Here is a 14,538-nt window from a genome sequence, read left to right as displayed (position 1 = left end):
CTAGTCGGTGTGCGGCGTCGCCGGGGGTTCCGGCGCGGCGCCGCCGTCCTCGGGCAGCAGTTCGGCCGAGCCGTCGTCCTCCTCGGCGGCGAGGTGCTCTTCTTCGACCCGTCGGCCCGAGGGTTCCGTCATCGTCGTCCGTCCTTCCGGTGGTGTGTCGGGGCTACCCCGGCGGCGGCGTCGCCAATCAGCCGCCCGATCGATCGGAGTGAGGTCGCGAGATCCGGGCATCCCCCGTCCATGACGACCACCCTCGAATACGCGCCCGGCCGCCACGCCGACGTCTTCGCCGAGCACGAGCGTCCCACCGTCCTGCTGTGGCACGGCATGCAGACCGACTCCCGGGGCGCCGTCGGACCGCTTGCCGAGCGGATCGCCGGGCACGGCCTGTGCGTCGTGGCGGCGGATTGGGACTCCCACGCCGAGGACGGTGGCCGCTCCGATCTGCTCGCATCGGTGGAGTTCGCCCAGCACCGGGCGCAGGAGGGGCTGATCCTGGTCGGCTGGTCGATGGGCGGCCTCGCCGCGGCCGGGGTGACACTGGAGGCGTCACGGCTCGGCGTGCACCTCGTGCACACCGTCTGCTTGGCCGGCGCATTCGGCGCGCGCGACCCCATCTCCGGCGGCCCGCTGAAGCGGACCCCGCTCGGTGCCGGCGCGGGCACGCCGTTCACGCTGCTGCACGGTACGGCGGACGACGTCGTCCCCGCAGAGGTGAGCAGGGCCTTCGCCGCGCGTCTGCACGAACTCGACTGGCCGGTCGAGGTGGTCGAACTCGACACCGACCACGGCGCCATCGCAGGCGCCGTCTACGACCCGCGAGCGGACCGCTACGAGCCCGCGACCGACGACGAATCACTGCGGGTGGCAACCGATGTCGCGGCCCGGATCGCGGCGGTCGTGCGCCTCTGATCGCGCGCCGGGAATCAGCGTGACGCGGTGCGCCGGGTCGCCGCCCGCGCGCCGAGGTACAGCACCGCTCCCACGGCGAGCAGGATCGCGGCGAACAGCCACACCGTCGCCGTCTGCTGGGTGAGCAGCAGCACGCACGACAGGACGCCCAGGACCGGGATCGCGGTCCACACCCGGAAGTGGTCGTGGTCCACCTGGTCGCGCCGGAGCACCAGCACGGCGACGTTTGTCGAGATGAACACGAACAGCAGCAGCAGGACCACCGTTTCGGCGAGGGTCGATAGGTCTCCGACGAGGGTCAGCACCATCGCAACCGCGGTGGTCGCGACGATCGCCACCCACGGCGTACGGCGTTGGGGCAGCACCCGGTTCAGCGCGCTCGGCAGCAGGCCGTGCTCGGCCATGCCGTAGGCGAGCCGGCTCGACATGATCATGGTGAGCAGCGCCCCGTTGGCGACGGCGACGAGTGCGATGGCGCTGAACAGCCAGCTCGGGACGTTCACCCCAGAGGCGCCGACGACGGCGAGCAGTGGACCCGAGGAGGCCGACAGCTCGTCCGGCGGCAGAGCGATCGCACTCGCGATGCCGACGAGTGCGTACACCACGCCCGCGGTGATCAGGGCACCGAAGAGCGCGGCCGGGTACACCTTGCTCGGATTGCGGATCTCCTCCGCGACGTTGGCCGAGGTCTCGAATCCCACGAACGAGTAGTAGGCCACGATGGCGCCGCCGAGGATGGCCAGAGCGGGCACCGAGCCCTCGGGGAACTGCGTGATCCGGTCGACCTCGCCGCGCCCACCGCCGACCATGACCGCCACCACGACGATGACGATCAGCAGGCCGGACAACTCGATGACGGTCATCACAACGTTGCTCTTGAGCGACTCGCTGATCCCGCGTGCGTTGAGGCATGCGACGAGCACCAGGAACACCATGGCCGCCGGCACCGCAGGGACGTCGATGAACGTCGACAGGTAGTCGCCGGCGAACGCCAGCGCGAGACCGGCGGCGCTGGTGACGCCCGCGGCGAGCATGCAGAAGCCGATCAGGAACGACACGACCGGTTGACGGAAGGCACGCTCGGCGAACACGGCTGCGCCGCCGGCCTTCGGGTACTTGGTGACGAGTTCGGCGTAGGACCCGGCGGTCAGCAGCGCCAGCACCAGGGCCGCGACCAGCGGGGCCCACAGCACGCCGCCCACGTCCTCGGCGAGCACGCCCATCAGCGCGTAGATGCCCGCACCCAGGACGTCACCCAGGATGAACAGGAATAGCAGCGGGCCGGTGATGCCCCGCTTGAGCTTGCCCTCCTCCGGTGCATCGGTGGTGGGGTGAGCGTCGGCCTCTGATGTCATGTGCCCTCCTGGGTGATCGTGATACCCCGTCGATCACCGTCCAAGCATGGGCGGTGACGGGGAGGTGACGGCCCCGTGTGAGCACGCCTCGACCGGGTACAGGCCCGTCATGACCGACATGGCAGAACGATTCACCTCCGCACTTGGCGAACTCCACGGCAGTAAGGACGTCGAACCGCTCGTCCTGCTGTTCGGCGAGGACGCGACGTTGACCAAGGCAGGACTGCCCCACCAGGAGAAGGGCAAGGACGGCGCCCGCACGTTCTGGGAGCAGTACCGCGACGTCTTCGGCGACATCGAGTCCGACTTCAGCCATCAGGTGGTCGACGGCGACCTCGTCGTCCTCGAGTGGACGTCCAACGGAACCCTGCGCGACGGCAGCGACTTCACCTACGACGGGGTCAGCATCTTCGAGGCCGACGGCGACTCGATCACCGCGTTCCGCACGTACTACGACACGGCGGCGTTCCTCAGCGCGGAGGCGAAGAAGCGATAGCGGCCGACTTCTCCGTAGGCGGTGGCACAGTGAACGGTGTGAATGCCTCGCCGACCGCCGATCCCGCCGCGCTGACCGCCCGCCTCGCCGGCGAGAAGTTCGTCTCCCTCGTCACCTACCGGCGCAGCGGCGAGCCCGTGGCCACCCCGATGTGGGTCGTGCGCGACGGTGAGCACCTGTCGGCATGGACGCCGGCCGACGCGTGGAAGGTGAAGCGGGCGCGACGCGACGGCCGTGTGACGCTGCGGGCCTGCGGCCGCACCGGCAAGGTCGACTCCGGTGAGCCGGTGCTGGAGGGCCGTGCCGAGGTGGTCACCGACCGCGGCGAGGTGGCGCGGGTCGAGCACCTGGTCAAGCAGAAGTACGGGTTCGAGTTCCGCGTCATGACCATCATCGAGGCAATCGTGGCGCGGGGACGCAAAGACCGTGTGCTGCTGAGAATCTCGCCGACGTCCACGAAGGAGGACTGACATGTCCGCGAGGCGACCGAAGGTACTCGTCATCGGCGGTGGGTTCGGTGGGTTGTTCTGCGCCCGCCGACTCGGCAACGTCGACGTCGACGTGACGCTGCTCGACCGCGCGGCGTGCCACGTGTTCCAGCCGCTGCTGTACCAGTGCGCGACCGGCACGCTGAGCATCGGTCAGATCAGCCGGTCGCTGCGCGAGGAACTCGCCGATCGCGACAACGTGCAGACCCTCCTGGGTGAGGCGATCCGGCTCGACCCCGACGCCCGGACGGTCACCGCGCGCCGCCCCGACGAGACGGAGTACACGCTCGACTACGACTATCTGGTGATCGCGGCGGGGATGCGGCAGTCCTACTTCGGGCACGAGGAGTTCGCGGCGTGGGCGCCCGGCATGAAGACACTCGACGACGCACTCAGCATCCGCCGCCGGGTGTTCGCGGCGTTCGAGATCGCCGAGACGCTCCCGCCCGGTCCCGAACGGGACGGCTGGCTCACGTTCGTCGTCTCGGGCGGCGGTCCGACCGGTGTCGAGTTGGCCGGACAGATAAGGGAATTGGCGACACGGGCGCTGGCCAACGAGTTCCACGCGATCGAGCCCGAGGAGGCACGGGTCCTGCTGTTCGACGGCGGCGACCGCGTCCTCAAGTCGTTCGCGCCGAAGATGGCGCACCGCGCAGGCCGGACGCTGGAGGCGCTCGGAGTCGAACTGCACTTCGGCGTGCACGTGACCGACGTCCGGCGCGACGGCGTGACCGTACGTCCCAAGGGCGGCGGGCCCGACGAGGAGTACGCCGCGCGCACGGTGCTGTGGACCGCCGGCGTCGAGGCGGTGCCGTTCGCCAAGCACGCCGCGAAGATGCTCGGCGCCGACACCGACCGGTCGGGCCGCATCACTGTCGGCCCCGATCTGTCGGTGTCCGGCCATCCCGACGTGTTCGTGATCGGCGATCTCGCGGGCCGCGACGGACTACCGGGCGTGGCGGAGAACGCCATGCAGGGTGGGCTACACGTCGCCGCGTGCATCCGTCGCGACCTCGGCATGCGCGGCCGCAAGGACTTCCGGTACCGCGACCTCGGCTCGGCGGCCTACATCAGCCGCGGCCACGCACTGCTGCAGGCCGGACCGGTGAAGCTGACCGGCAAGCTCGGGTGGCTGGGCTGGGGGTTCATCCACATCGCGTTCCTCACCGGCGTGCAGAACCGCGTCAGCACCGTCGCGACGTGGATGGCCACGATCGCGCGGGCCAACCGGACGGACCGCACGTTCATCCTGGGCGGCTCGGGTCACCCCGAGGAGCCGTACACGTGGGAGTCCCCGGTGCACCAGGGCAATCATTCGACCGACGACGGTCAGAACGCGTAGCGGATCCGGCCCGCTGCGACGGACCTCACCCCTCGCGATGGCCCGTTGATAACGCGACGGGCGGGCTGCGCGATAGGCTGTCAGAGGTTCGACCCAATACCGGAAGCGATGTGAATGCCGTGAAGCGCGCGATTCTCCTGTTCGGATGTGCCGTGATCGCCGCGTCGGCGCCCCTCGTCGCTGCCGCCCCCGCCTCTGCCACGTGCCCCTACGGCACTGCCCAGACCCGCTTCGACGGCGTCTGCACCAAGAGCGGATCCAGCGGACCCGCCTACCTGCCCCCCGCCGCGTCGCGGCCCAGTGCGGACGTCGTACTGAACCCGAACGGGTTCTCCACCGTCAACGGCATCCCCTGCACGCCCGAGCGCATCGGCAAGTGCTACGCCCTGCAGGAGAGCCAGGGCGGCTGACGCCGTTCGCCTTCGGTCGAGCACCTACGTCACGGCGGATCGACGACGTCCCGGAACGCGCTCGCCGGATGAACGGTGGCACCCGCCGAACGGGCGCGACGCGTCAGCGTCGAATCCGACGTCACGACGCACACTCCCCCCGGATCGTCCGCGCCCAGCAGTAGTCGAACGATCTCGTCGTCGGCGGAGTCCGGCCCCGCGGCATCCGCGTGGTCGACGTCGATCACCGTGGAACGGATCGGCGGATCGGGCGGCCGCTCGAACACGACCGTGACCTCGAGGCGCTCGGAGGTCGCCCACCGCTCGAGGCGGTGGACCAGGGTGACCATGGCGCCGTGGCGGTCCCGCCACCATCCGTCCGGCCGTGAGCCGATGACGTTCATCCCGTCCACGATCCACCGCACCCCCCGACGGTACGGCGGGACGGGTCAGGTCGTCGTGCGCGTGCGGAGCAGGTCGGCTGCCTCGTCCTGGTAGGCGTGCTCGGCCCACTGCAGCGGGGTCGTGCCGAACCGTGCGTCGACGGCCGACGGATCCGCACCGGCGTCGAGCAGCGCCCCGACGAGGTCGAGGTCCCCGTCCCACGCCGCGTGGTGCAACGGGGTGACGCCGTCGTCGTCGCGGGCATTCGGGTCGTCGGGGAAGCGTGGCGTCACGAGGTCGACTCCCGAGACGTCGATCCCGTGCCGTGCGAACAGTGCCAGACGATCGGCGAAGCCGTGCTCGGCCGCCCAGCGGACCTGCCGGCGCCACATCTGCGGACGCGTCTCCATGGCCTCGCCGAGGCGGCGCTCCCACGGACTCGGGCCGGCATCGGCCAGGCCGTGGGTGAACAGCAGGTGCAGATGCGAGTCGTCGGGCCGGAACATCCGGTTGTAGAGCGTCTGCTGATCCGCGGGATGCGCGCCGCGCCGAAGCAGCAGGTCCGCCAGCGCCGTGGCGCACCGGTGCCGGGGCTGGCGTCGGGGGCCCTGCTCGCCTTCGCCGAACACGCCCGTCAGCACCGTGAACGGCGTCGACATGCCGCGCCACAGGTACCCGGCGTCGGCATCGGCGCCCGCGTCGAGGAGCAGGCCGGCGGCCGCGAGCACCTCGTCCTCGCCGCGGTCGACGGGGACGCGCGAGTAGGCCAGGTACGTCAGCGGCGTCCACCCGAACGGTCCACCGCGTTCGTCCGCCAGACCCGGCCGGGACGCGAGGTGGCGTCCGAGAGCCCGCGGATCGTGCGCCGTGGCGGCCGCCCACACGTGCCGGTCGACGAGGGTGGGGTCCGATTGCAGCACGTCGGCCGCGGCCTGCCACCGCGGCGGCGCGTCGGTGTCGTCGTAGTGCAGCGTCCCCGCGGCGCAGAACCGGTCGGCTGCGTCGAGGCCGTCCTCGTCGACGCGGGTGGGGTCGACGGCGAGGTCGCGGACGGCGTGCAGATATCGGACCAGCGCGGGCCACCCGGTGAAGCCGTAGCCGCGAGCCACGGCCAACTGGGCCGCGTGCAGTGCGGTGCCCGACTCACGCTGCAGGTCGCGCGCGGCGGCGCGCAGTCGGTCCAGCGAGGGATTGTCGGGTAGGGAACTGGCCATGACGGCCTCCTCTCGAGAGCCCGGCGTCCGCGAGGTCGGGCCGAGAAGAGGTCGGCGGCGATCATCGTCAATGCAGGGAGGCTGAGCCTCTTCGAGCGGACGTCGGGCGGTCCTGCGCGCCCACCGGGGAAGTTATCAGTCCCCGATGACGGGCGCCACCCTCATGGGAACCACACGCGCCGCTCAAGGCCCGGTGGTGGGCGCGCCGACCTCGACCAGCATCTTGCCGACGTTCGCTCCGGTGAACATCCCGTTGAGCGCGTCGACGCACGACTCGATGCCGTGGTAGATGGTCTGCCGGTGCTTGAGCAGACCATCCTGCTCCCACCGGTGCAGCGCGGTGAAGGCCTCGTCGAAGCGGCCCCACTGGTCGAGGGCGTTGAAGCCCTGCATCGTCGCCGTCTTCGCGAGCAGGTTCACGTAGTTCGACGGTCCGGGATGCTCGCCGCTGAGGTAGCTCGAGATGACCCCGCACAGCACCACCCGCGCGTTGCGGGCGAGCCTGCCCAGCACGGCATCGAGGATCGGGCCGCCCACGTTGTCGAAGTAGACGTCGACGCCGCGCGGACAGTGCGCCTTCACGGCGCTCGCCAGATCGGCCTCGCGGTAGTCGATGCACGCGTCGAAGCCGAAGGACTCGACCACCGCCTCGCACTTCTGCGGACCGCCCGCGATGCCGACCACGCGTGCACCGTGCACCTTGGCGATCTGCCCGGCGATCGATCCGGTGGCGCCTGCCGCGGCGGACACGACGACGGTCTCCCCCTCCTTCGGCCTACCGATGTCGGTCATCCCGAAGTACGCCGTCGCGCCGGTGGGTCCGTAGACCGACATGATCGCCAACTGGTCGGTGAGGCCGGGCATCGGCGTGCTGAACAGATCGTCGCGGATCAGGCAGTACTCCTGGAAGCCCGAGAGGGTCGTCACCAGATCGCCCACCGCGTACGCGTCGCAGCGCGACGCGACGACCTCGCCGATGCCCGCCGCGCGGATCACCTCGCCGAGCCCGACCGGCGGCAGGTAGCTCGGCTGGTCGTCGAGCCACGTCCGCACCGCGGCGTCGATCCCGACGTACGTGGTGCGCAGCAGCGCCTCACCCTCCGCGGGTTCCGGCATCGGCGACTCGACGAGCTCCGTGTCGTCCGGCGCGACGAGGCCCGTCGGCCTGCGTCGCAACAACACCTGGCGGTTCACGGAATCAGGCACGCCGTGAACCTACCCAAACCCGGGGCGGCGTCGGCGAGAATCCTCGGGGTGACCGATGGAAGACCGACCGTGCCCGTCCTGCTGCGGGATGCCGCGGCTGTATTCGGCGACCACGACTACGTTGTGACCGCCTCGGACCGACTGACCTACGCCGACGCCGAGCGGCGGTCCGCGGAGGCGGCGCGGTGGTTGCTCGCGCGAGGCGTCGGCAAGGGTGCGCGCCTCGGGCTCTTCCTCCCCAACGGTGTCGACTGGGTGGTGTGGTGGCTCGCTGCGTCGCGGATCGGGGCGCTCGCGGTCCCGATCAGCACCCTCTACACGCCGGCCGAGATCTCGAAGGTGGTGCGGTCCGGGGACATCGGTGTGCTGGTGGCTCCCGACAGGGTCCTCGACGTCGACGTCGGCGACCGCTTCGAGGCCGCCTTCGGAGACCTCGTCGATCAGACGGCGGATCGCATCGTGCTGGTCGACGCGCCCTACCTCCGGTCGATCGTGACGGTCGGCGCCTCGGCACGCAGTTGGGCGACGCGGTGGGGCGGCGACGACGGGGTGCCCGACGCGGTCCTGGCCGCCGTCGAGGGGGAGGTGTCCGCCGCGGACCTCGCCGTCATGATCCACACGTCAGGGTCCACCGCCGACCCCAAGGGAGTGCTGCACACCCACGGCACCCTGGTGCGCCAGACGTCGACGTGGCCCGCCGCGATCCGGGCGGTCACCGGTTCCGACGGACCGGCGCGCATCCTCTGCGCGATGCCGTTCTTCTGGGTCGGCGGGCTGCTGGCCGCCACCGGCGCACTGCACGAACCGGTCACCGTCATCGTCATGCCGAAGCTGGACGCGGGGTCGGCGCTCGACCTGATCGAGCGCGAACGGGCCACCGGCGTCATCGGATGGCCCGCCTTCACGCAGCGGCTGCGCGACCACCCCAGCTTCGCCGGACGGGATCTCGGCAGCGTGCCGCAGCTGCGCGACGGTCCCCTCGACATCGCCATGACCGGGGTGCCCGATGGACATCCCGTGCACCGCACCATGTCCGAGACCGCGGGCGGCTTCGCGTTCACCGAGATCGCGGTGGTCGACGACGACGGCCTGCCCGTGCCGGACGGCACGGTCGGCGAACTGTGGATCCGGGGGGCCGGCGTCATGAGCGGTTACAACAAGCGCGAGCGAGCCGACACGTTCGACCCGGACGGCTGGTACCACACCGGGGACCGGGTGTACCGGCGCGCGGGCGATCCGCGCCTGTTCTACGTCGGCCGCACGAGCGAACTGATCAAGGCGGGCGGCGCAAACGTGTCCCCGCTGGAGGTCGAGGCCGTCATCGGCGGGTTCGACGACGTCGTGCAGTGCGTCGTGGTGGGAATCGACCACCCCGAGCGAGGTGAGGAGGTGTGCGCGGTCATCGTGCCCGCCGCACCAGTAGACCCGTCGTCACTGGCCGCGCGCGCCCGCGAACGGCTGTCCGGCTACAAGGTGCCGACGCGGTGGCTGACCGCGAGCCACGACCAGATACCCACGCTGCCGAGCGGCAAGCTCGACCGCCGGACGGTACGCGCCATGGTCGTCGACGGCGTGGTCGCTCCCCTGGTGGCGCCGTGACCGCGGAGGACCGGAGGCGGTGGGACGAACGGCATTCCGCCCACGGGCCACGACCGATCGGACCGCCCGAGGTGTTCGCGGACCACGTCGATCAGTTCCCGTCCGCCGGGTACGCGCTCGAACTCGCCTGTGGGAGTGGCTCCGTCGCCGTGTGGCTGGCACGCCGCGGGTCGCACGTCACTGCGGTGGACGTCTCGCCGGTGGCCATCGCGGCCGCCGTGAGGCTCGCCGAGGCGGCGGGCGTCGCGGACCGCTGCAGGTTCTCGGTCGTCGATCTCGACGACGGTCTCCCCGAGGGCCCGCCGGTGAACGTGCTGGTGTGTCAACGGTTCCGCGATGGCCGGCTCGATCGGGACGTGCTCGCCCGCATCGCACCCGGCGGGGTGCTCGCCGTGACCGCGCTGAGCGAGGTGGGCGCGGAGCCCGGCCGATTCCGTGCCGCAGCGGGCGAACTGACCCGCGCGTTCGGATCCCTCGACGTCATCACCGCGGGCGAGGCGGACGGACTGGCCTGGCTCCTGGCCAGGCGGTAGGACGCGTCAGACGCGCGCCGGCTCCACGGGTGCGAGTTCGGTGAAGCCGCTGATGGTCAGCACCGGGACCAGGATCGGGTTCGCCACCACGCGGATGCGGTCGGCATGGGTGAACAGCACGTTGATGCCACCGCTGTCGAGGTAGTCGACCCCGGTCAGGTCGACCTCCACCCGCGGGGCCTCTGCGTCGGACCCCTCCACGGCGGCCTCCAGTGCCGTCGTGAACGACGCGACGTTGCTCAGATCGATCTCTCCGGTGGCGACCACGGCGCGGGAACCGTCGTCGCGTCCGACGGTGTCGAGCGTGAGCGGCGTGGTCACGAGGTCATCCTCGAGAGGAGCCGGACCGTCGTCCCCGAGTCCTCCCTGTCGATGGCGACGTCGTCGAGAAGCCCGCGCATGAGCGCGATTCCCCTGCCGCGGGTGATGTCGGGCGACGTGCGCTCGGGCTTCCAGGTGCCCGTGTCCACGATCGAGAGCTGGACCTCGTTGACGAGCATGGTGGCGTCGAGGGTGATGAGTCCGTCGGGCCGGTCCCGGTGCCCGTGCTCGATGGCGTTCGCGACGGCCTCGCCCACCGCGACCAGGATGCTCTGCATCTGCTCGTTGGCCAGCTCGGCGCGACCCATCCAGTTCCGCAACGCCGTTCGGGTGTCGGCGAGATAGCTCGCGTGGGCGGGGAACGTCATGTGCAGCGGCGCCGGCTGCCGGTAGAGCAGGACCGCGACGTCGTCCTCGTAGCCGTCGCCGGCGGCGAGGTCGGTCATGACCCGGCCTGCCAGTTCCTCCAGGGCCGTCGCGCTGCCGTCGCGCATGACCTCCGTCGCGCGCGCGATGCCCTGATCCAGGGAATGGCGGCGGCGCTCCACCAGACCGTCGGTGTAGAGGAGCAACGTGGCGCGGGGCGGGATCACCACGTGCGCCTCCGGACGCTCCCGGTTCGTCCTGATCCCGATCGGGATCGTGTGTCCGTCGGCGAGTTCGGACGAGGACCCGTCGGCGTTGACCAGGATCGGCGGCGGGTGCCCGGCGCTGGAGTACGTCAGGTCGCCGGTGTCGGTGTCGAGGACCGCGCAGAAGGCCGTCGTGCACGCTGCCCCGGGCAGTCGCACGGCGAATCGATCCAATGCAGACAACGCCGCACTCGGACTGAGCTTTTCGAGCAGCAGTGCGCGGCACGCGCTGCGCAGCTGCCCCATGATGGTCGCCGCGATCAGCCCGTGGCCCACGCAGTCGCCGACGATCAGGCCGAACCGGCCGTCGTCGAGTTCGACCACGTCGTACCAGTCGCCGCCGACCTGCAGTGGCTGGGTGGCGGGCTGGTAGCGCACCGCGAAGCCGTTGGGCAGGCTGACGGGTCCGAGGATCGAATGTTGCAGCGCCAGAGCAGTTTCCCGCTGTTGGTCGACCTGGAGGACTCGTTGCAGGCCCTGGCCGACACGACCCGCCAGGACGACGAGCAGGGTCTGGTCCTCCGCGGTGAACGGCCGTCGCTCCGACAGGTCGATCCAGAACACCAGCACTCCGCGCGGGTGCTGCAGAGCTATGCCCGCGGACCCGGTCCGGTCGGTGTCGGTGACCAGCAGGTCACCCTCGCTCAGGGCCTGGATGGCACGGCGCACGTCGGTGGACAGATCCACCCATCGCGAAGGCTCCCCCACCGATGAGAACTCGACGTCGGCTGCGCCGGTGAAGGTGACCGCGAGCACCCGCCGCGCGTTCCACAACCGCCGCAGTTCCTCGGCCGTGGAACGCAGGGCCTGGTCCAGCGTGTCGGCCTCGGCCAGGATGCTGTTCACCTCCGCCAGTGAGGTCTCCCGCTGCACTGTGTAGTGCTCGGCGGTCGCGTCGCGGAGCGTGCCCACCGTCGCCTTGAGCCCGGAATTCGGGTCGGTGGCCTGACTGAAGTTGAACGTCACCCACACCCGGTGGCCGTCCCGGTGAATCACGGGCACCGTGTAGCTGCCGCGGTCGCGACCGACGAGGCCGGCGAAGGACTGCGCCACCAGCCGGTAGGCCTCGGGATCGGCTCGCTCGTCCGGCCACCACGGGTGCACCGCCTCGTACGGCAGCCCCTCCGGCCCGTATCCGAGGACATCGGTGAACGCGGCGTTGATCTCGATGACGGTGCCGTTCTCGTCGCAGACGAAGAACGCCTCCTGCAGGGACTCGACGAGTGCCGTCCTCCACCGGGAGTGGTTGTTGCGCAGGCGAGCCATCTCGACGTTCGCGCGCACCCGTGCGAGTAGTTCGGCGGCGGCGAAGGGCTTGACCAGATAGTCGTCCGCACCTGCCTGCAGGCCCTCGATCGACTCGTCCTGACCGGCCCGCGCCGAGAGCAGCAGCACCGGCACCGCCGCCGTCCGGGAATCCGTGCGCAGCGCCCCGACCAGCGCCAGCCCGTCAAGTCGGGGCATCGTCACGTCGCTGACCACGAGGTCGGGCATCGTGGCGCGGACCCGTTCGAGGGCCTCCTGACCGTCGACCACCGCGGTGACGTCGTAGCCGGCAGCCCGCAGGAGCCGGGTCAGGTACTCCCGCATGTCGGCGTTGTCGTCCGCGACGAGGACCCGGGTGGGTGCATCCGCGTCGGCGGAGGCGGGCACGGTCGGATCCAGGGCGAGGGCGTCCGTCGGCCGGCTGTCCTCGGGCAGCCAGCGCAGCGCCTCCTGCACGAAGGGATCCGCGGTGGCGGCGGTCGATCGCGCGCCGGGCGCGGCCACGATCGACTCCGGTGCCAGGTGTGCCGAGCCGAACGGCAGGCGGATGGTGAAGGTGGTGCCGACGCCCTCGCGACTGTCGGCGGTGATGCTGCCGCCGTGCAGGCTCACCAGCTCCTGGACCAGGGCGAGCCCGATCCCGCTGCCCTCGTTGGACCGGGCACGGGCGTTCTCGATGCGGTGGAAGCGTTCGAACAGGCGGGGAACCTCGTCGGCGGCCACCCCGATGCCGGTGTCGGCGATCGTCACGACCGCCTCGGCGCCCACCCGTTCCACGCGCACCTCGATGGACCCCTCGAAGGTGAACTTCACGGCGTTCGACAGCAGGTTGAGGACGACCTTCTCCCACATGTCCCGGTCGACGTAGACGTCGTCGGCGAGGGCGGCGCAGTCCACCACGAGGTCGAGTCCCGCCCGGTCGACCGCGGAGCGGAAGACGCTGGCGAGGTCGGCGGTGACCGCCGCCAGGTCGACGGGCTGGTAACTGGCCTGCATGCGGCCCGCTTCGATGCGGGAGAAGTCGAGCAGCGTGTTGACGAGCTTCGACAATCGTAATCCGTTGCGGTGCACGACGTCCAGCTCCCGTCGGGCGCGGTCGTCGATGCCGTCGGTCCGCTCCCGCAGTTCCGCGACCGGCGCGAGGATCAGCGTCAACGGCGTCCGGAACTCGTGGCTGATATTGGAGAAGAACGTGGTCTTCGCCCGGTCGAGTTCGGCGAGTTCCTCGGCGCGTCGCCGTTCGGCGAGGAAGTTTCGCGCCGCGGCGATCTCCGCGGCGACGTGGGCGGCGACGAGTTCGACGAAACCCTGGTACCCGTCGTCGAAGGGCCGGTACCGGTTGAGACCCGCGACGAGGAAGCCGCACGGCGTCGCGCCCTGCTGGAGCAGCGGGACGATCAGCGCCTGTCCGGGTGGGTCGGGCCAGGCCCCGCGCGGCAGCTCGGCGTACCGCTCGCCCGTCAGGTCGATCACGGTCGACCGGCCCGCGAGCGCTTCGTCGAAGGGCCACGGGGCGTCGGCGTCGTCGGTCAGCGCGGTGGGCGCGGCTGGGTGCCCGGGGGTGATCCCGCTCGCGGCGCCGAGTCGGGCGCTGCCCTCTCGGTCGAAGAGGTAGGTCAGAGTGAACGGCAGATCGCGCAGGTTGCGTCCGAGTTGGTGCGCCGACGCCGCCAGCATGTCCTCCTCGGCGAGCATCACGCTGGGATCCGATCCCAGGTCGCGAAGCGTCGCGAGGCGCCGCTCGCTGATCACGCGGTCGGTGTCCTCGCTGACCACGCAGAGCATGCCGACCACGTCGCCGGCGTCGTCGCGCAGCGGGCTGTAGGAGAAGGTGTGGTAGCTCTCCTCCGGATATCCGGACCGCTCGACGAACAGCAGCAGCGACGAATCCCAGGTGGCCAACCCCGTCGACAGCACCCGTTCGATCCGCGGTCCGATGTCTGGCCAGATCTCGGCCCACACCTCGCTCGCCGGCCGGCCCAGTGCCCACGGGTACTTGCCCGCGAGCGTGTCGCGGCGGTAGGCGGCGTTGCAGAAGAAGGCGAGGTCCGGACCCCACGCCATCCACATGGCGAATCGCGACGACAGCAGGATGCTGACGGCGGTCTGCAGGCTCTGGGGCCACTGCGCCGGCGCACCGAGCGCCGTCGCCCCCCAGTCCACCCGCAGCAGGTCGGCACCGATCTCGGGATCGGCGTCGAAGACCGCGGCGTCGGTCGTCGCGGGCGAGCGTCGCTCGGCGCGCCTTTCGCTCACCCGATGTCCTCTCGCCGACACGCTGGAACGGCTCTCGCCAGAGGCGCGCCCCACGTGGACGCGCGACGACCAGGTCGCTGAGGTGTCTACCCTAGGATCTGCCGTTGGCAAACGTCACCGGGGAGGTCGTCACCCACCGTCTCCT

The 14,538-nt window shown here is 70.8% G+C and carries 14 protein-coding genes; 7 read left to right on the top strand and 7 right to left on the bottom strand.

The window, feature by feature from the left end; genetic code table 11:
* Complete coding sequence (locus tag G6N64_RS30520; protein WP_264002311.1) at positions 1 to 132, bottom strand: hypothetical protein; 132 nt, start codon at positions 130 to 132, stop codon at positions 1 to 3.
* Between the two features lie 108 nt (positions 133 to 240).
* Between G6N64_RS30520 and G6N64_RS21555 the strand changes: the two genes are divergently transcribed.
* Positions 241 to 912 carry an alpha/beta hydrolase gene (locus G6N64_RS21555; RefSeq protein ID WP_163799610.1) on the top strand — a complete coding sequence of 224 codons (672 nt, stop codon included), beginning with the start codon at positions 241 to 243 and terminating at the stop codon, positions 910 to 912.
* Positions 913 to 926: 14 nt separating this feature from the next.
* Here G6N64_RS21555 and G6N64_RS21550 read toward each other — a convergent pair whose 3' ends face one another.
* Positions 927 to 2,267 (bottom strand): APC family permease, encoded by a 1,341-nt coding sequence (locus G6N64_RS21550; RefSeq protein ID WP_163799608.1) that lies wholly within the window; start codon positions 2,265 to 2,267, stop codon positions 927 to 929.
* Between the two features lie 109 nt (positions 2,268 to 2,376).
* On the opposite strand from G6N64_RS21550, the gene G6N64_RS21545 reads away from it, so the two are divergent.
* The 4 genes from G6N64_RS21545 (at position 2,377) to G6N64_RS21530 (ending at position 5,003) form a co-directional block, all read left to right on the top strand.
* The gene (locus G6N64_RS21545) at positions 2,377 to 2,763 is read left to right on the top strand and encodes a nuclear transport factor 2 family protein (protein ID WP_197748297.1); all 387 of its coding nucleotides are present in this window, start codon (positions 2,377 to 2,379) and stop codon (positions 2,761 to 2,763) included.
* Between the two features lie 38 nt (positions 2,764 to 2,801).
* The gene (locus tag G6N64_RS21540; protein ID WP_246230748.1) at positions 2,802 to 3,233 is read left to right on the top strand and encodes a PPOX class F420-dependent oxidoreductase; all 432 of its coding nucleotides are present in this window, start codon (positions 2,802 to 2,804) and stop codon (positions 3,231 to 3,233) included.
* 1 nt (position 3,234) lies between these two features.
* A complete protein-coding gene (locus tag G6N64_RS21535; protein ID WP_163799606.1) occupies positions 3,235 to 4,593 on the top strand; it encodes an NAD(P)/FAD-dependent oxidoreductase in 1,359 nt (452 codons plus the stop codon).
* Positions 4,594 to 4,712: 119 nt separating this feature from the next.
* Entirely contained in the window at positions 4,713 to 5,003 is a 291-nt protein-coding gene (locus tag G6N64_RS21530) for a hypothetical protein (RefSeq protein WP_163799605.1), read from the top strand.
* A gap of 29 nt (positions 5,004 to 5,032) precedes the next feature.
* Here the strand turns inward: G6N64_RS21530 and G6N64_RS21525 are convergent, their stop codons facing one another.
* From G6N64_RS21525 to G6N64_RS21515, 3 genes are all read right to left on the bottom strand, one after another.
* The gene (locus G6N64_RS21525; RefSeq protein ID WP_197748296.1) at positions 5,033 to 5,407 is read right to left on the bottom strand and encodes an NYN domain-containing protein; all 375 of its coding nucleotides are present in this window, start codon (positions 5,405 to 5,407) and stop codon (positions 5,033 to 5,035) included.
* A 24-nt stretch (positions 5,408 to 5,431) separates the two neighbouring features.
* A complete protein-coding gene (locus tag G6N64_RS21520) occupies positions 5,432 to 6,580 on the bottom strand; it encodes an ankyrin repeat domain-containing protein (protein WP_163799603.1) in 1,149 nt (382 codons plus the stop codon).
* A gap of 183 nt (positions 6,581 to 6,763) precedes the next feature.
* Positions 6,764 to 7,786, bottom strand: a complete 1,023-nt coding sequence (locus tag G6N64_RS21515; protein WP_163799601.1) for an NADP-dependent oxidoreductase — start codon at positions 7,784 to 7,786, stop codon at positions 6,764 to 6,766.
* A 48-nt stretch (positions 7,787 to 7,834) separates the two neighbouring features.
* Here G6N64_RS21515 and G6N64_RS21510 point away from each other — a divergent pair, with 48 nt between their 5' ends.
* Together G6N64_RS21510 and G6N64_RS21505 are read left to right on the top strand one after the other, a co-directional pair.
* Positions 7,835 to 9,385 carry a class I adenylate-forming enzyme family protein gene (locus G6N64_RS21510; RefSeq protein WP_163799599.1) on the top strand — a complete coding sequence of 517 codons (1,551 nt, stop codon included), beginning with the start codon at positions 7,835 to 7,837 and terminating at the stop codon, positions 9,383 to 9,385.
* On the top strand, positions 9,382 to 9,918 hold the full coding sequence (locus tag G6N64_RS21505; protein ID WP_163799597.1) for an SAM-dependent methyltransferase: 537 nt from the start codon (positions 9,382 to 9,384) through the stop codon (positions 9,916 to 9,918). The genes G6N64_RS21510 and G6N64_RS21505 overlap by 4 nt, the downstream gene beginning before the upstream one ends.
* Before the next feature lie 6 nt (positions 9,919 to 9,924).
* Here the strand turns inward: G6N64_RS21505 and G6N64_RS21500 are convergent, their stop codons facing one another.
* Both G6N64_RS21500 and G6N64_RS21495 read right to left on the bottom strand, forming a co-directional pair.
* Positions 9,925 to 10,239, bottom strand: coding sequence for an STAS domain-containing protein (locus G6N64_RS21500; RefSeq protein WP_163799595.1), 315 nt, complete (start codon positions 10,237 to 10,239; stop codon positions 9,925 to 9,927).
* Positions 10,236 to 14,393 (bottom strand): SpoIIE family protein phosphatase, encoded by a 4,158-nt coding sequence (locus G6N64_RS21495; protein WP_163799593.1) that lies wholly within the window; start codon positions 14,391 to 14,393, stop codon positions 10,236 to 10,238. The genes G6N64_RS21500 and G6N64_RS21495 overlap by 4 nt, the downstream gene beginning before the upstream one ends.
* Positions 14,394 to 14,538: the final 145 nt, after the last annotated feature.

Origin of the sequence: Mycolicibacterium sediminis (genome assembly GCF_010731735.1) — a bacterium.
Lineage (GTDB): Bacteria > Actinomycetota > Actinomycetes > Mycobacteriales > Mycobacteriaceae > Mycobacterium > Mycobacterium sediminis.
Note: the sequence above shows the minus strand (reverse complement) of the source record. Positions and strands in the feature narration are given on the sequence as shown.